Source organism: Roseofilum sp. SBFL, assembly GCF_017746885.1.
GTDB lineage: Bacteria > Cyanobacteriota > Cyanobacteriia > Cyanobacteriales > Desertifilaceae > Roseofilum.
The window spans coordinates 1-17,746 of record NZ_JAGHZH010000101.1; the positions used below are offsets into that span (position 1 = coordinate 1).

Genomic DNA, 17,746 nt, shown 5'->3' on the forward strand with positions numbered 1-17,746 from the left:
CAAGAGATGTTTGGTGAGGTGAGAAGTTATGAATATTTTAAATACTTACATTTAGGAATTATTTCTCCTATCCCCAGAAAGTCCTTTCCGGAAATAGCTAAAGTAGTTGGCATCAACTCGCCTCAATCCTTACACCATTTTTCTGTCTACAATGACGGTATAGGTAAGGGTGAAAAATTTTTCGCCCCTACCTATCCTCCATTAACTCGATAACGTCCGCCGTTTGGTCACCATGCGATAGGTTTCAATCACATCACCGACTTCCCAAGTGGTGAACTTATCAACCCCAATTCCACATTCAAAACCAGAATTGACCTCTTTGACATCATCCCGTTCCCGACGCAGGGAATCTAGGAAGCCTTCGTAAATCAGGTTTTGGCCGCGCATCACCCGCAAGTTACAGTTACGAATGGCTTTACCCGAGAGTACATAACATCCAGCCACTGCTCCTTTACCAATGGTAAATACAGCCCGGACTTCGACCTGGCCAAGATCTTCTTCCACCAGTTCTGGGTCGAGCAGACCTTCCATTGCCCCTTGAATATCATCTAGGAGTTTATAGATAATGTCGTATTCGCGCACATCGACACCGGTTTGATCGGCGGCTGCACGAGCGCCACTGGCAAAGGTGGTATTGAAGGAAATAATCACAGCATTGGAGGCAGCAGCGAGATCTACGTCAGTTTCGGTGACTTCACCTGCCGCAGCTAGGAGAATCCGCAGTTGCACTTCATTTTGAGGCAATTGTTGCAAGGAGCCGAGAATAGCTTCTACAGACCCTTGAACATCGGCTTTCAAGAGTAGGTTGAGTTCCTTGAGTTCGCCTTCTTTGACTTGGGCGCTCAGAGAACTGAGGGTAACCCGACGGGAGGCAAGGGCTTGTTGGAGGCGGGTTTCCCGTTGGGCCTCTGCACGGGAATTGGCGATCGCCCGCGCTTCTTTTTCATCCGCCATACATTCAAACTCATCTCCGGCTGAGGGCAGTTCATTGAGACCCAAGACCTCAACGGCAAAGGACGGAAGTGCTTCTTCCACCCGATCTCCTCGGTCATCGATCATCGCTCGAACTTTACCCATGGTCGCTCCAGCCACTACTGCATCGCCAACTCGCAAGGTTCCATTCTGGACCAGTAAGGTGGCTACCGGGCCTCTGGCCTTATCCAAATGGGCTTCAATAATGGTTCCTTTCGCCAGGCGATCGGGATTAGCGGAAAGTTCTTCTATCTCGGAGACCAAGATCAACATTTCCAACAGGCCATCTAAGTTTTCTCCCTGGATGGCGCTCACGGGAACCATAATTGTATCTCCGCCCCACTCTTCCGGAACTAAGCCATGTTCCATCAACTCTTGTTTGACGCGATCGGGAGAAGCCCCTTCCTTATCAATCTTGTTAATAGCAACCACAATCGGAACCTGAGCGGCTTTGGCGTGGCTAATGGCTTCAATGGTTTGAGGGCGAACTCCATCATCAGCGGCCACCACGAGAATAGCAATATCGGTCACCTTTGCCCCTCTGGCACGCATGGCAGTAAACGCCTCATGTCCAGGAGTATCTAAAAATACAATTTGTTGACTATTTTCATCATGCTCCACATCCACATGGTAAGCCCCGATATGTTGGGTAATCCCACCAGCTTCTGAATCAACGACCTTAGTTTGGCGAATAGCATCCAGAAGCGTCGTTTTTCCATGATCCACATGGCCCATAATCGTCACCACTGGAGGACGGCGATGGAGGTGTTCCAAGTCTTCTTCTTCCAGCATCTGGGTTTTCGTCGCTTCTGATTGGGCAACAACCGTTTCCACTTCTACGCCCAAATCTTCAGTCACCCAGATCGCCGTTTCCAGGTCTAAGGTTTGAGTCACCGTGGCCGCAATTCCCTTAGTAAATAAGCGTTTAACCACCTCGGTTTCGGGAACCGCCAGCAACGCCGCTAAATCGCGCACCATTAATTCACCCTTAAGGGTGATTTTTTCCGGTTTCTCAACTTTCTCTGTCCCTTTATTGGCCATCCGTCGTCCTCTGTGATCCCGATTAGACGATCGCTTCTTGGCGGCGGGTACCCCTGTCGGTTTAGCCGCAGGAGCCGATAATCCTTTCGGTTTAGCTGGACGTACGAGAGAAAGACTTACTTCGGTGGCGTTATCATCATCGAGATCGTCATCGAGATCGTCATCCAAATCATCCTCAATAATCTGAGGACGGCGTTTTTTGGTTACCCCTTTACCGGCTTTAGCATTAGCCTTTTGGCGGTCATCCTCATCCTCTTCCTCTGACCGTTTTTTCACCTTTTTGGTGGGTCGAGGCATGGGCCGTCTTAATTCTAATTCCAGTGTTTCCTCTGGTTCTGAATTATCTAGAGGAGTGGTTACCAGATCCTCATCATCCATCTCCTCAGTCTTGCCTTTCGTGGATGCTCCGGGTCGTACTGGACGCGGACGCAGAGGATCGGATAATTTGTCTTTATCTCTATTGGCGATCGCCTCGGGTTTCGCGGGCTTTCTTGGTTTAGAACTAACGGCAGTAGCTTCTCCCGATCCTGAAGGGCGTTTTTTATCACCATTGGGTTTTTCCGATTTCCCACCCTCTTTGTCTTTGAGGATAATCGGTTTGGTTCCCTGAGTTTTTTTCACCTCTTCACTCTCAGGCTTCGCCCCATTTCCAGAACGTTTGAGTCGAGGCGGTTTCGGCGATCGGTTCGGTTTACCTGGCTTGGCTGGCGCAGGGGGAGCGCTCACCGTTCCCTCAACCGTTACTGGAGCTGTTTTTGCCTCAACTTTTAAAGGTTTAGTCGGTTGGGACGGGCGAACCGGAGGGCCAATCAATTGAGTTTTTTGATCTGCATCAGGCATGGATAGGGGTGGGGTCACGTCCTTAGAGGGTGAATGGGGAGAGGGTTCAGCACTCTTTTCGGCTGCGGGTTGTTCAGGGGGACGGGAGGCAACGGGCTGTTCCTCAGCTTTCTGCTCAGGTGCAACAGGTAGAGTCGGTTTAGACACTTCAGATACAGGTGAAGGTGAAAGTCGCGATGGAGGGGATTGCAGGGATACAGCATCTTCTGAGGGAATGCGGGGTGCATCTGGTGTCGATCCACTATTTTTGTCTCCCTCAGAAGAATGTCTCCGAATTTCTAAAATTTGCTGTTTTTTCTTAATCGGTTTTTCACTCCCCTGGGATTTGGAGCGATGATGAGTCGGTTTTCCCGCTGGTGTTTCGCTGGGAGGATGTTTTTCAGCCCAAGCGCGAATCCGCTCGGCTTCCGATTCGGATATGGTGCTGCTATGACTTTTGTACGTGATATTCAATTGATCGCAAAGATTTAAAACGTAATGATTGTCCAAATTCAATTCCTTGGATAGCTCGTATATTCTGACTTTGCCGTTGTTCATCCACACTTGCCTCGTCTGTGATATCTACTGGTTTTTACATAGTGGCCTGCCTTTCGACGACAACTACAGGGACAGAAGAGATCGATCGCCACTCGGGCGATCAATACTTCTTTATTTAATCTTGCACAAATTGTTAACCAACTGGAGGGATTGTTAGGATTTTTAGAAATCTCGCTACCCAATGAGTTCAAAAACCGGGTTTTATGGCTCAGACTTGGGGCGAGATGGTGGGAGGTTATCCACTGCCTGTAAGCGAGACCATAGAGCTTCATAAACCAATGGTGCAACAGAAGCTCTGAGCGATCGCCCTAATCGATTCTTTTTTTGAGCCGCTTTCAAACAATCCGCTTGGGGGCATAAATAAGCCGATCGCCCCATTCCCCAATCCAATTGGATTTCACGATCTGGATAAACCCGGACAATTCGCCAAAAGGCTTCTTTTCGATCGACTTTTCGGCAACTCACACAACGTCGTTGATTCGGCTTCATTCCCTCTCCCTCATCTCATCTTACTGACCTCTAGGGTTTCTCCTTCTCCTCACTCTTGTGTCATCGGATCGTCCTCCTCTAATTCTACTAATTCTGAGTCTTCTGAGCGCTCTTCCTGGAAGTCTAAAGTCGATTCTTCTGAGACTACTACCACCTCTTCTTCCTCTGAGGATGCCTCTAATGGCTCATCCATCTCTTCTGCTCCATGGCGAGCCTCAATAATCACTGCTATCTTCTGATGTTCAGCCGTGGCATCATAGAGCGCTCCATCTTTAATATCAATTTTCCAGCCCGTTAATCGAGCCGCTAAACGCACATTTTGTCCCTCCTTACCAATCGCTAAACTCAACTGATCTTCGGCTACTAATACATGGGCTTGTCGCACTTCAGGATCAATTAAATAGACCGCATCCACCTGGGCTGGACTTAGAGCATTGGCAATATAAGTTGCTGGATCGGGAGACCAACGGATCACATCGATTTTTTCTCCTCGCAGTTCATTGACCACCACCTGGATACGCGATCCTCTCGCCCCAATACAAGCCCCTACGGGGTCTACATCCCGCTCTAAGGTATCTACCGCAATCTTGGTTCGAGGCCCCACATAGCGAGAGGGGGGATTGGCTTCCCGCGCCACTGCCACAATCCGCACCACCTCATCCTCAATTTCCGGCACTTCATTTTCAAACAAATAGACGACCAAACCTGCATCGGCACGGGAGACCATCAACTGGGGGCCGCGATGGGAACCCGATCCCACCTTTTTCAGATAAACCTTAAATGTGGCATTCGCTCGGTAATTATCATTAGGCAACTGTTCCCGTTTGGGTAACTCAGCCTCCACTTCTGGCTGTCCATAGCCACTGCTAACGGCTAGAACCACCGATTGGCGCTCAAAGCGTAGTACCCGCGCCTGTAATACTTCTCCTTCGAGGTCTTGAAACTCTTCTTGAATCAGTTTACGCTGCTGATCTCGTAATTTTTGCGCCAAGACCTGCTTGGTTTGAATGGCGGCCATGCGACCAAAGTCACCCTGATCGGGAGTAACATCCAAGACAACTGTTTCACCGATTTGGGCTTCATCGACTACTTCTTGCACTTCTTTGAGGGAAATCTGATGGTCGAAATTACTCACTTCTTCCATAATCACCTTAGTGCAGAGAATCCGAAACCCTTCTTCATCGAGATCGAGTTCCACCTCAAAATTATCAAAATAATCTTCTTCAAAGCTTTTCAGGTGAGCGGCTCTACGATAGCGTTCATACCCCTTCATCAGAGCTTCTCTCAGGGCAGCTTGAACCGCCGTTTTAGGTAAGTTTCGTTCTTTGCTGATACTCTCAATTAAATTTTTGAGTCCAGGCAAGTCAACCATTGACATTGTTAATTATTTTCCTTTGTTCTAAGTGTAAATTTGAGATTACCCTCTAGGGAGCGAGTTCACCGTCAGCAAAACTCTACCCAACGAATGACATCACGAGGGATGGCAATATTACGGCCTTTTTGGTTCAGATACACTGTGGTTTCATCGCGACTATTGAGCGTACCTTCCCATTTGGATTTGTCCTTATAGGGGGGATCGGTCATAACGATCGCAGGAAATCCCTTAAAGGCAATAAAGTCGCGGTCCGTGATGAGGCGTTTGGAAATACCAGGACTGGAGATTTCCAAGACATAGGATTGGGTAATCAGTTGACTGTCCTCTAGAGCTGCTTCCAGGAAGTGACTCATTTGTTCACACTCATCTAAACCCGTATCTCGATCCGGGTTCCGAATATCAACCCGTAATACCGGTGGATTTTGGTTGGTTTGGAAGGTAGCACCAACGACTTCCAACCCCAGTTTTTGAGAGACTGGGGCGGCTAACTCTAGGAGTTGTGGGATTAAAGGATGAACCATAATACACCATGTACTGCCATAAAAAAAAGCGGGTTAGTTCCCACTCAAGCGTCTGAGATTGGTTTCGGGAGGGATCGTTGTGGCGATCGCCCTTAGCCATAGACTGGAGGTTTCCTCACCCCATGGTGAGGGATCTCTTTTCTCTCCCTGGGGTTAGGGTTCAGGGGTTGAAGAGAAAAGATAGACTTTCTTCAATACCAAGCTGAACGTTCAAAGAAATCACTTGACTCTAGATTTCAGAGAAAAGAGTGTACTTTCCCCGTCAAGCACGGTCAAACTCTATTATAGCGCTATACGCTAGGGAATAGGGAATAGATTCGCTCAAGGTTGTGCGATTTTTTGATATCCGCTTAACGCTTCTTGCTTTTTTCCAGACGTTTGGTTTCTTCTAAAATTTTCTCAATATCTTCTTCAGCTAGGCGTTGCACATAGTTAATCTTAAATTCCTCCAAGAACGCTGTTACTAGAGACTCCAGTTCTTGGGTGGTATGTTTTTGTTGCAATTCGGCGCTCAGAGACTTACCAAAACTTTCTGCCAATTGACTCATTAATTCTGCACCCACCGTATCATTTCTAATGGCTTGATACAGGTTTTGGGAGCCTTCAGCAATCAAGTGGGAAAGTTGCTCGGAGACTTGTTGACTAAATTGGCTAGGTAATTGGGCGAGTGGGGGAATATTTTTGATGTTTTGATACAAAGGAGTCGCTTCAGCCACTTGCTCGATATTGTGGTTGATAATGTCTTGGATTTGCGGTTGTAGTGTAGGTAAGACTTGGCAGATCACCACTTCGGTTAATCGATGGGTAATGGCTTCAATTTCATTGATATTATTCAGATCGATATATTCACGGTTGGCTCCTTCAAAGAGTTGTCGAGCCAGAGAACCGCTCCGAATTTCATTTTCCAACTGATTAATGACTCGAATAATAATCACTTCAGTCAGCTCACCCGCAATCGTAGCAACAAATCCTCGACTCAGTTGGATACGAATGGGTTCTAAATTAATCAGTTTGGCTTGATGGAGACGGATAGTAACGGGAATAATGCGCAACCAGCGAAAGAGGGGTACAAACAGGAAGATATCATACCATCTCCAGAGCATGGCATCGGTCAAGGTAATGGTATCGTGTTTCTGACTGATGTATAGGCTGCGAGCCAAAAATTCGACTAAGAATAGAAGAGCAAAGGGGAAATCGAGGGCAGCAAATAAATTCGTATATCCTCCAGTTTCATCAATGGAACGATAATAGTTGCTAGCCATTAATGGAGCGATTGTAGTATTAAATAGCTCCCCTTGATCTTCTGAGCTAAATAATAGATTTTCTGCTGTCCAAAACTGATTAAATGCATCCTTAGCAGAGTCGTCCTCCATATGATCTCGCATTCGGTTTTTGATTTTTTCCAAGGTTCCGCTTTTCCCAGCTCCCTGGAACGGATTTTGATTAATCATTTCTTCACTCAATTCTCGCAATTGAGCTAAAAGTTGTTTAGAGAGGGGAGAGCTATAGCCTGTTTTCTGAGCCTGTTTTTCTAGCTCACGAACCACTCGCAAGTAGTTTTCGGTATCGCGGTTGCCTTGAATCCCTTTGATGGGATCGTACCAAGTCGTAATGGGAGAAGAATCGATTGAATCGGAGAGAAGGGGGACTTTAATGATAAATCCGACGAAGGGAACTTGAACGGTTCCTTGCAACCAAAAGTTTCGCAGTTGGATATAACTGAGGTCGAAGGCAACTAAGGCTAAATTAACGGTGGCGATCGCGACCATGATTCGTTCATACCATAGAGCGATCGCTCCCCGTTTTTTTCGTGCTAACCGTTCCAGAGGATTCATAACTGAAGGGTTCTACTACCGGTTACTCAACTCAGGAGGCGCTATTTCTTCCAGAATCGTAAACCGGACATGATTTAACGCTAAATCTCCCACAGAGAGCTGTTCTCGGTCTACAGGTTTTCCATCTAAGCGGATGCGCTCAAAGGGAATTCCTTTGCCGATTTCAATATGATACCAGGCTAACCCCATAAAAAAACGGGATAAGTGATTACCATCTTCCATATCATCGGGATTGGATTCCATGGGAACCCAGCCAATACTGGGAATATAAAACTCTAACCAAACATGGTTATAATCTGGCTCTAGGGGAACGTTTTTGTATTCAGGACTAGCCGGGCATTTATAGCGACCAATGGTACGGGAGGCAATGCCATTTAAGCGTGCGAGAGCGAGTAAAACGCCGACATATTCACCACAAGATCCCGCCCCTCTGGAGAGAACAACGTCGGGGGTTTCTATTTTGGTGGTTAGTCGATAGGAGAGGCGATCGTAAGCATAATTGCGCAATGAAATCATACGCCGTAAAAAGTTAGTTTCTCCACTGACTGCTTGTTGAGCGGCTTCCCGGACGATCGCCGTATCCATGGCTAGATTATCATCATCAATCAGGTAGCGCTGTTGTAAGTCTGGCTCTAGGGTGGGGATTTTTTCTACATCCAAAGGCACAAGGCTATATTTGATGCTGTAAACTTCGATTAAGGCTTTCCAGCCAAAAATTCGTTTTTCGTAAGGTTTCAGGTGGTCAAAGTTAAAAACGGCAACTTTTTGCCCTTCTTGAATTTCTTCAGTAAACTCTAAACCGATCGCTTCTATGGAGCGCACTTTTTGCCGCGCTGTTTCTGAAGGCAGAGCAATGCGCCATTGTAAATTCTTCAATTCAATGGCATCGAGGGGAGAGAGTTCTTCGACATAGGACATCTCGATCAGATAGCCATTGGAGAGACTATAATAGCCATCGGGATTATAGGAATAGTAAAGGGGGTGAATAAAGGTGCGATCGCGCCAAGCTAATTCTAGGGGCGGATCGGAATTGGGGTCGTCGCGGATAAAGGGTTTTTCGCTGGCATAGGAAACATAGAGTAATTCTTCTGAGGTGGCTGGATCTTGATAAAACACCAGTCCCGTGGGACTATCAAAGGGCGTTAAGAAGCTAAATTTAATCTCGCCAGTTGCCCGATCCATACAATAAACGGTCTGCTCTTCCTTGTCTGCCACCCAAAGCTCCTCATGGCGGATCGTCAGACTTTCTACTCCAACTCCTGGGGGACGCAACTGGGTAATCATCCGCCCCTTATTGTTAAATACTTGGATGTAACAGCCTTCCTTACAGGAGACATAAACTGTTGTTCCCCAAACAGCAATTCCTTCGGCACGGAAGGGCAAAGTGGCAAATAAGCGGGGACGAAAATCGTCTAGGGAACACGCATAGATACTATGATCGCGAGTAAACCAGAGGGTGTTCTCCCAAATGGCTAAACCATTAGCATATTTGATTTCAGGGAGTTCATTGGGGTTGAGGATCGTTGTATTATCATTTTTGGCATCAATGTGGAGAAGATAACCGCGTATGGAGTCTAGGGAAAGTAACTTAGACTGATAAGAGGTTAATCCTCGGAGATCGTAAACTCCTATGGGTCGAATAGTGCGGTGAATCATAGTGATTATGCTGCGGTAATCGAGTTTTACATGAGTCATCAAGGGTTGCCTTCATCCACTAGCCCCCCTTCGGCTACGCTCAGGACAAGCAGGGCGGCGCTTCTCTGGTGGGAGAAGGGGAGTCGAAGTCCCTCTTCCGTGCTAATCTTGTCGGGGTTTCTGCGAAACCCCATCCAGTAAGGATCGTGCGATAAAACTCCGTTTCGCTCCGCGAGCGCATTTTCGGCAGCTCGATGGCTGAAACTGAGTCAAATCAAGAGCCGGTTTTAAAACCCCTACAGGATTAGCTTCCGTGGGAGAGAGATTTAGGCAGAGGTGGACTTGAACAGGAATCAATTAAAAATACTATATTCTGGTTGTAAGGGAAATTTATGACTAGGCAAGCGCTGTTTTTGGTCAATACTCATTCACGACGGGGGAGGCATTCTCGCGAGGAGGCAATGACCTATTTGGAACATCATGGATTTGAGTTATTCGCAGTTTCTCCTTCAAATTATCAAGAATTACCCCAGGTGATTCGCAAGTATGGCCCCCAAATGGATTTAGTGATTATTGGCGGAGGCGATGGTACCCTAAATGGGGCGGTGGATGCTCTGCTGGAGATCCAACGACCTTTGGGTATTTTACCGATGGGAACGGCTAACGATCTGGCGCGAACGTTACAGATTCCGTTGTCAATTCCGGCGGCTTGTCGGGCGATCGCTACGGGAAAACTGCATCAAATTGATTTAGGCTGGGTGAATGGCAAGTATTTCTTTAATGTGGCTAGTTTGGGATTAAGCGTGAAGATTACGGATGGTCTCAGTAAGCAATCTAAGGGACGTTGGGGAATTTTAGCCTATGCGATGTCTGCTCTGAAGGTGTTGACCCAATCTCGTTTATTTGATGCCGAAATTCGATCGGGGGAAGAGTCCCATAAGGTGAAGACGATTCAAATTGCGATTGGTAATGGTCGCTATTATGGAGGAGGAATGGCGATCGCTCATGATGCGGCGATCGATGACCAACGCCTCGATCTCTACAGTTTAGGATTAGAACATTGGTGGCAAATTCTAGCTATTTTTCCCGCTCTTCGCCAAGGTCGCTATCATACTTTGCCGGGGATATTATCCCTCAATGGTACAGAAATGCACGTTTACACCCGCCATCCTCTCCCCATCAATACGGATGGCGAAATTACGACCACTACCCCCGCTCATTTTCGCGTCATTCCTAAAGCTTTGTCCATTTTTATTCCCGGGCCAAAACCACAAGTAGTTCATCAAATTTAGTCGTAGGGCGATCGCCATGTAGGAGTGATTGATGAATCCCCCCTACACTATACTGGGTTTCACAATTTTTAAGAGCAAATTATGACTCGTTTTGCCCATGACCAATTTGCTAAAGAATATCTCCAAGAGTTGCTCAAACCTTTTGGAGAAGTGAAAATCAGTTTAGATGTGGTCTCAGAAGTTCGCGAAATAGATGTGTTTTTTATGCCATCTTCTCCGAATCCCGAAGGAATAGCTCAATTGGGACTATTGGCAACTCTAAGCCAAGCGCCAACGGTGTTTGAACCCTTTCGGAATCCAGTTCAAGCAGAGGACATTCGTAGTTGTTTAGGGAAAACTTGGGATTTAGAGGCTCAACTGAGGCGCAAAGCGAACCGGGAAGAGACGGAATTTAGCGATCGCCAGATTCCCCAATTATGGATTTTATCTCCAACAGCTTCGGAAGATCTCTTAAGGAGCTTTGCAGCTTTCCCTGCACCGGAAAATTATCCCCCAGGGATCTATCCCTTGGCATCAGGGTTCAAAGCGGGAATTGTGGTCATTCATCAACTGGACAAGATTCCAGAAACCTTGTGGTTAAGATTGTTAGGAAGAGGGAGAGTTCAGAAAGAGGCGATCGCAGAACTTAAAGCTTTGCCGGAAGTTCATCGTTTTAGAGGAAAGACGCTAGAATTGCTCTACGGGTTATTGACACTATTAGAAAAACGTCAAGATTTAGATCGCAGCGATCGGGAGTTAATAATGGATCTAACAACCGTTTTTTTACAACGATTAGAAAGGGACGTAGAAGCGGCTACTCAACAGGCTGTTGAACAAGCTGTTGAACAAGCTGTTGAACAAGCTGTTGAACAGGCTACTCAACAGGCTACTGAACAGACTACTCAACGAGTAGAGCGGATGATGGTAGAGAGCATGTTGCAAGTGAAGTTTGGGGAAATTGATGATCGCCTAGCCCAAATTATCGATCCTTTGATGGAGCGATCGCCTTTAGAGAGAACAGAAGCCATTATGAGGTTGTCTCGGCAAGAGCTACTCGATCGCTACAGCGCTCCGCGCGGTAATGGGTAATGGTAACAAGTTAAGACTATAACCTAGGGGAGGCAAGGGGCAATTCATGAATGGCCCCTACAAAATGAAAGAATTGAGAATTTTCCGACCTAGACTTGCCCACCCTACAAATCTACCGAGAAAGAGCTGTCTTCCCGACAAATTTCTCATAGCTTGTACTCAGCTCTTCCACCGCTAACTCATAAAACTCCTTACCATGTTCTGGTGTGGCTAACGCAGGATTTGATCCCATGCGACCATCCGGATAATGGCGACGGAATTCTGCCGGGGTAGTGATGGGATGACCTTTGCCAACTTCTGGAGACAGGGGTGCAGTTTTAATCGAGTCGGGATAAACATATTGAGTCAGTGCCACTTCGCTCGGTGTCGCGTGAGATCCTTCTTGATCGCCATATAACTCTTGGGCCCGTTTATAGACACTGCGACACATAAACCAGTTGGCTAAATGGCAGGTGACCTTTCCTTCGGGGTCGATGTTTAATTGGGCTAGATGGGTATAGACCTCAGAAAAGGCCGCTTTCATGGGAGCCATATTACCCCCATGACCATTGATAAAGAAGAATTTGGTAAACCCCGCTTGGGCTAAATAGGTAATATAGTCCTTAATCACCAAAATCAATGTAGAGGGTTGGAGGCTCATGGTTCCGGGAAAAGCCGTGTGATGGAGAGCCATACCAACATTGATGGTAGGGCCGACTAGGGCATGAGTTTTTTCACCGACTCCTTTGGCGATCGCCTCTGCACAAATAGCATCTGTACCAATCAAGCCCGTCGGCCCGTGTTGTTCCGTCGAGCCAATGGGCAAAATTAAACCTGTAGACTCTTTCAGGTAACCTTCGACTTCCGGCCAGGTGGAGAGATGGAGCAACATGAGACTAAAGGGCAGATAGGGCATCCTCTAGGGTAGCAAACTCTCCAGGTTCGGGGAAGAAGATTGGCTCAGACCAAAAAAAATGGCTCAATTTAGCAAATTTGCCCAAATTGTATGGTTCTATGGCTAGAATAAGCGATAACATTTGAGAAGCCCAATTATAAAGCCACATATCACTAGCCAATTATGCTACATCGCAAGATCTATCAACTCTGCTCCGAGGGTCGTGAAATCTGGATTTTCTTGCGAGACCAGCAACGCTGGATAGAACGCGCCCGCGTTCTAGAAATCGAAGGAGATTTAGTCACGATTCGGTATGAGACAGAAGAGGAGGATGAGATCTGTGCTTGGGAAGAAATGGTTCGCCTAGAAAGCATTGGTGCAGTTACCCAAAAGCTCTCTAATTTCCCCAAGGGCAATAGTGAATTCCTGGTCTCGGAAGAGTGCCCAGAAGCGGAACAAATCCAGCCACACCCGGAATCGAACTCTGATTAACGCAGAACGCATCTAAACCCTAGCGATCGCCCCTCGGCCTAATACGCTATCATTCACAACTGAAAACCTTAAATCATAATCACAAGACGATGGATATTAAATTGGTTTTAGTCATTCTTACTGTCATCTTTACCGTAACCACCTTATTTTTTGGCACCAAAAACGGGTTCTACGATTCTGACAACTACCACGGTAACGGTTCTGCCCATTAACCATCCGTAGGGTGGGCCGGGCAACAGTTGTATAATTTTAATACTATCGCTCATTCTCTTGCCCACCCTACTGGCGTATCAACTCTTGGTTACCCTTGAATGCATTCCCTACGGTACCGGTCAATCTGGGGATGGAGTCTGTCTACTGGTGCGGATGGGCCCCTATCGCATCTTACTTGACTGCGGTTTACATCAGATAGACTCCCTTCGTTCCATTGAGCCACCGGATATCGTCTTCTGTTCCCATGCCCATCCCGATCATTGTCGCGGCCTTCCCAGTTTATCGCTTCAGTTTCCGGATGTGCCGATTTATGGCAGTGAAGTCACCCGGCAACTCCTCTGTCTACATGGACTAGAACCGGAAACCGGTCAGGCTTTAGAGTGGCGATCGCCCCAACTGCTCAAACCCCATCTAAGCGCCGAACTCTATCCCTGCGGTCATCTGCCTGGAGCCGCTTCCCTGCTGCTCACCTATACCGCTCCAGAGCGCCGCTACACCCTCTTCTACACCGGAGATTACTTTTCCTCCAACTCCCGGCTCGTGGAACGGATGCGGATTGAAGAAGTCCGGGGACTGCAACCGGATGTGCTGATTATCGAAGCCAGTTATGGAACCGCTCGTCATCCCAACCGCCGCCATCAAGAAAACCATCTAGCTTCGCGAATTTACACTATCCTGAAGCAGCAAAAATCAGTATTACTACCAGTTCCCGTTCTCGGTCTCGGTCAAGAATTGCTGATGCTGCTGCGCTCTCACCATCAGTTTACGGGGCAAGATATCGATATTTGGGTTGATGAAACTATTGCCAGAGGTTGCGATGCCTACCTAGAGATTTTACCCCATCTGCCCAGCAATGTGCAAAATTTTGCCCAACATCAATCTCTATTTTGGGATGAGCGCGTCCGTCCCCAATTGCGTCGGCTTCCATTCGATCGCAACTCTGGTCAACTTCCCCGATATCCCTCTATTGTTGTTGCCCATCGCCACTCGAATCTCCAGCAGTGGCTTGAACCTAACCCCGATCGCTGGTTAGTCTTGCTCTCTGAACATGCTGAAGATACGGCCCAACTGACCCAAACCTTAGACCCCATTGAAGGTGTAAAACTTGAAACCTATCTGTTTTCCCAACATTGTGATGGTTTAGGAACCACCCAACTGATTCATAATATTCGTCCCCAACACATTATGTTTTTCCATGGCAATTCTTCTTATCTAGAAGATTTAGCCGGTTTAGAAGAACTGCAAAATCGCTATCATCTCCATTGTCCTCAAGCGAATAAACGAGTAGAGTTACCTATCGGTGAGACCTTCATTCAACCAGCCGCTCCCGAAACCCATTATGAAGGAGAATTAACGGAATTAGAGACCACGGTTCAGATTGAGTTACCCGAACCCATTACCCGCGATCGCCGTTGGCAACACTTCAGCGACACCGGCATTCTGGAAGCCCGTTGGCAAGGAGAAGAGTTAGTGATTCGAGGTCTCTCTCAACGAGAATTGCTAGCCCAAGGGATGCCCAAAATGCCAGCAAATCTCGATTGTTGCGGCAACTGTGCCCATTATCGAGGACATCGCTGTTGGAACCCAGCCTCGGCCTTGTTTGAATTTCGCGTCAGTCCCGATGGTTTGTGTCCCGTCTTTGCCCACCACCGAGTTGAATAACCCTCTATCGCTAAACTTTCTCTCCTAGAGGTATGTTAAGAGAGAACTATTAATGTTAAAATCAGTAACAAAGATAAGATAGTTACTTACAAGGAAACCAAAGAAATTATGGGTCGTGTTGGGGTTTTGCTCTTAAATTTAGGTGGGCCGGAAAAACTAGAGGATGTTCGCCCGTTCTTATTTAATCTATTTTCCGATCCAGAAATTATCCGATTGCCGGTGACCTGGTTACAGAAACCCCTAGCCTGGTTCATTTCCAGTAGTCGCTACAAGAAATCTCAAGAGAATTATAAGCAAATTGGGGGTGGGTCTCCATTACGCAAAATTACAGAAGAACAAGCGCAAGCCTTGGAAGCAAGTTTAGCTCAAAAGGGGCAAGAAGCGAAAATATATGTAGGAATGCGCTATTGGTATCCGTTTACGGAAGATGCGATCGCCGAAATCAAACAAGATAAAATCGATCATCTGGTCATTCTGCCCCTCTATCCCCAGTTTTCTATTAGCACCAGTGGTTCAAGCTTCCGAGTCCTAGAAAAACTCTGGGAAGAAGACGCGGTACTAGGGAATAACATTAAATATAGCCTCATTTCCTCCTGGTACGATCGCCCCGGCTATCTGCAAGCGATGGCAGACTTAATTGCCCAACAATTAGACCAATTTGAACACCCCGATCGAGTACATCTGTTTTTTAGTGCCCATGGGGTTCCCGTCAGTTATGTCGAAGAAGCAGGCGATCCCTATCAAAGAGAAATTGAAGCCTGTACATCCCTAATCGTCAAAACTCTTAACCGTCCCAATCCCCATACCCTAGCCTATCAAAGCCGCGTTGGCCCAGTGGAATGGTTACAACCTTATACAGAAGATGCTCTAGAAGAATTGGGAGAAAAACAAGTTAAAGATGTGCTGGTGATTCCCATTAGCTTTGTGAGCGAACATATTGAAACTCTACAAGAAATTGATATTGAATATCGAGAAGTTGCTGAAGAAGCTGGAATCACCAATTTTCGCCGCGTTCCTGCTCTCGATACCCATGCCGGATTTATTAATGATTTAGCTGACTTAGTGATTGATTCACTCAACTCTCCGAGTCAGAAATTCTCCGATGTCGTGCGTCCTTCCGATCAATTAAAAATGTATCCTCAAGAGCGCTGGGAAATGGGCATCACCACCAGTGCCGAGGTCTGGAATGGTCGGTTAGCGATGCTGGGCTTCATTGCCCTACTGGTGGAATTATTCAGTGGTAAAGGCATTTTACATGCGATCGGTATTTTGTAGTAGGTTTTTCTAATCCCATTAACCGATTACCCATTACCAGCGCCAAGCGCTCTATACTCATGTATCCTCTAGACACGGTAACCATCCATCAATTTCGAGGACTACAAGATTTAGAACTCAAAGACCTCGGACAAATTAACCTTCTGGTTGGCATGAATAACTGTGGTAAAACCAGTGTTCTAGAGGCACTACTTTTGTATGCTAATCCCCTAGATATCAAAACTTGGCTAACCTTATCCAGACTCAGAGAAAGTACGCTTAGACTCCCCAGTTCCAGGTTTGAAAGTCTGCAATGGTTATTTCCAAAACATCCTCAAATACCTGAAGCAGAGTCAATTCCAAAGGGAATTAAAATCTCCAGTGAAGGTTCTTAAGCGATTAAAGAGATCGCCATCAATTATCAAGATCGAGAAGAAATCCGCTTCTTTGTAAAACCTGAACCTGTGACTCCTGAAGATGTTTTTGAAGAATATGAAAAAGAATTTCAAGAAACTAGCTCTCGGTTAGAACTGGATATCGAAATAACACAAAACCCAAAATCCCCTAATCTGAAGGGTATGATTCCTGTAGGAGTAGAACAAAAGATTATATTTGAGGGTACGGGAAAAGCTTTGATTTTGCCCGAATCAAAAAAAGAATGGAAAAAATTTTCGTTACCCATCGCTATTATAACCTCTGAGTCCCATCGTTCTAACTTTGGTCAACTTCGGCTACTATCCAAAGCAAACTTTGAAAATTTTAAGTCTGATGTCATCCAATTACTCAAGATTATGGATGAGGATATTGAAGATTTAGAAATATTGATCAATCCCCAAACAGTGAGTAATCAAGCCAGTATTTATATTCAACATAAGAAACTTGGACTTACACCCCTAAATACATTTGGTGATGGGGTTCGCCGCTTATTACATATTGCATTGCAACTTCCCAGAGCAAAAGATGGGATTTTACTGATTGATGAATTAGAATCAACTATTCATACTGAAGCTTTAGAAGATGCCTTTCAATGGTTAGTGGATGGGTGTAAAGAAATGAATGCCCAGCTTTTTGCTACCACCCATAGTTTAGAGGCGATCGATGATTTATTAGATGCGACAGAATCTGATATTGATTTAGTCTTCTATCGTTTAGAACAGGGCCATAATAAAACCAAAGTGACCAGACATCCTAGGGAGCGATTAAAAAGACTTCGAGAAAATTTAGGTCAGGAGGTGCGTTGGTGATGCGGAAATATGCCCTGATTGCAGTCGAAGGAAATCACGATCAGGCATTAATTGAGAAAGTCCTCAGAAAAATTTTGGGTTTCAAAAAATTCTCTGGTAATGAGCAGGATCTCGATCAATTTTGGCAAAAGTTTGTTCCTCAATATCCTCCCAAGCAAGGCAAACTCTATGTCAGATTAGATATGCCAACAATTTTACTCAAGGATACTCTTTCTGTGGCCATCTACGCAGGTGGTGGGAGCAATTTATCGATTAATCTAGAAGATACCCCTCTTCTGTCACTCTCCGAAAAGCTAAAGCTTTTCGGAATCGTAGAGTGTAGACAAGGCAGGCGATCGCGCCATTTTTTCTGCATATCAATTCCCAAGAGTATGCATATGGGCAAAAATGAGATCGCCACAC

15 protein-coding genes and 2 pseudogenes are annotated in these 17,746 nt (G+C 46.2%); 10 read left to right on the plus strand and 7 right to left on the minus strand.

Annotated elements, in window-relative coordinates; translation table 11 throughout:
- Nucleotides 1–156, plus strand: a pseudogene (locus J7545_RS11370) (IS701 family transposase); the annotation flags it as partial.
- Nucleotides 157–201: 45 nt separating this feature from the next.
- On the opposite strand, the gene infB reads toward J7545_RS11370, so the two are convergent.
- From infB to J7545_RS11400, 6 genes are all read right to left on the minus strand, one after another.
- Entirely contained in the window at nt 202–3,390 is a 3,189-nt protein-coding gene (gene infB, locus J7545_RS11375; protein ID WP_318699069.1) for a translation initiation factor IF-2, read from the minus strand.
- A 201-nt stretch (nt 3,391–3,591) separates the two neighbouring features.
- Entirely contained in the window at nt 3,592–3,879 is a 288-nt protein-coding gene (locus tag J7545_RS11380) for a YlxR family protein (protein WP_318699068.1), read from the minus strand.
- A gap of 49 nt (nt 3,880–3,928) precedes the next feature.
- Complete coding sequence (gene nusA / locus J7545_RS11385; protein WP_318699067.1) at nt 3,929–5,257, minus strand: transcription termination factor NusA; 1,329 nt, start codon at nt 5,255–5,257, stop codon at nt 3,929–3,931.
- Nucleotides 5,258–5,322: 65 nt separating this feature from the next.
- Nucleotides 5,323–5,775, minus strand: a complete 453-nt coding sequence (gene rimP / locus J7545_RS11390; RefSeq protein ID WP_318699066.1) for a ribosome maturation factor RimP — start codon at nt 5,773–5,775, stop codon at nt 5,323–5,325.
- A 350-nt stretch (nt 5,776–6,125) separates the two neighbouring features.
- Nucleotides 6,126–7,610, minus strand: a complete 1,485-nt coding sequence (locus J7545_RS11395) for a hypothetical protein (protein ID WP_318699065.1) — start codon at nt 7,608–7,610, stop codon at nt 6,126–6,128.
- A 15-nt stretch (nt 7,611–7,625) separates the two neighbouring features.
- Complete coding sequence (locus J7545_RS11400; RefSeq protein WP_318719571.1) at nt 7,626–9,266, minus strand: transglutaminase family protein; 1,641 nt, start codon at nt 9,264–9,266, stop codon at nt 7,626–7,628.
- A 371-nt stretch (nt 9,267–9,637) separates the two neighbouring features.
- Here J7545_RS11400 and J7545_RS11405 point away from each other — a divergent pair, with 371 nt between their 5' ends.
- On the plus strand, nt 9,638–10,537 hold the full coding sequence (locus tag J7545_RS11405) for a lipid kinase (protein WP_318699063.1): 900 nt from the start codon (nt 9,638–9,640) through the stop codon (nt 10,535–10,537).
- 81 nt (nt 10,538–10,618) lie between these two features.
- Complete coding sequence (locus tag J7545_RS11410; protein WP_318699062.1) at nt 10,619–11,605, plus strand: hypothetical protein; 987 nt, start codon at nt 10,619–10,621, stop codon at nt 11,603–11,605.
- A gap of 112 nt (nt 11,606–11,717) precedes the next feature.
- On the opposite strand, the gene J7545_RS11415 is transcribed toward J7545_RS11410, so the two are convergent.
- On the minus strand, nt 11,718–12,476 hold the full coding sequence (locus J7545_RS11415; protein ID WP_413038715.1) for a creatininase family protein: 759 nt from the start codon (nt 12,474–12,476) through the stop codon (nt 11,718–11,720).
- A gap of 186 nt (nt 12,477–12,662) precedes the next feature.
- Here J7545_RS11415 and J7545_RS11420 point away from each other — a divergent pair, with 186 nt between their 5' ends.
- From J7545_RS11420 to J7545_RS11450, 7 genes and pseudogenes are all read left to right on the plus strand, one after another.
- Nucleotides 12,663–12,971, plus strand: a complete 309-nt coding sequence (locus tag J7545_RS11420) for a DUF6679 family protein (protein WP_271937384.1) — start codon at nt 12,663–12,665, stop codon at nt 12,969–12,971.
- 89 nt (nt 12,972–13,060) lie between these two features.
- Nucleotides 13,061–13,183: a hypothetical protein gene (locus J7545_RS11425; protein WP_318719572.1), complete on the plus strand. Its 123-nt coding sequence runs from the start codon at nt 13,061–13,063 to the stop codon at nt 13,181–13,183.
- 58 nt (nt 13,184–13,241) lie between these two features.
- Nucleotides 13,242–14,846 (plus strand): MBL fold metallo-hydrolase, encoded by a 1,605-nt coding sequence (locus J7545_RS11430; RefSeq protein WP_318719573.1) that lies wholly within the window; start codon nt 13,242–13,244, stop codon nt 14,844–14,846.
- Nucleotides 14,847–14,954: 108 nt separating this feature from the next.
- On the plus strand, nt 14,955–16,121 hold the full coding sequence (gene hemH / locus J7545_RS11435) for a ferrochelatase (RefSeq protein WP_318699058.1): 1,167 nt from the start codon (nt 14,955–14,957) through the stop codon (nt 16,119–16,121).
- A 59-nt stretch (nt 16,122–16,180) separates the two neighbouring features.
- A complete protein-coding gene (locus J7545_RS11440; protein WP_318699057.1) occupies nt 16,181–16,495 on the plus strand; it encodes an AAA family ATPase in 315 nt (104 codons plus the stop codon).
- A gap of 69 nt (nt 16,496–16,564) precedes the next feature.
- On the plus strand, nt 16,565–17,344 hold the full coding sequence (locus tag J7545_RS11445) for an AAA family ATPase (protein ID WP_413038714.1): 780 nt from the start codon (nt 16,565–16,567) through the stop codon (nt 17,342–17,344).
- Nucleotides 17,344–17,746 (plus strand): annotated as a pseudogene (locus J7545_RS11450) (DUF3226 domain-containing protein); the annotation flags it as partial. The gene J7545_RS11445 and the pseudogene J7545_RS11450, both read left to right, overlap by 1 nt.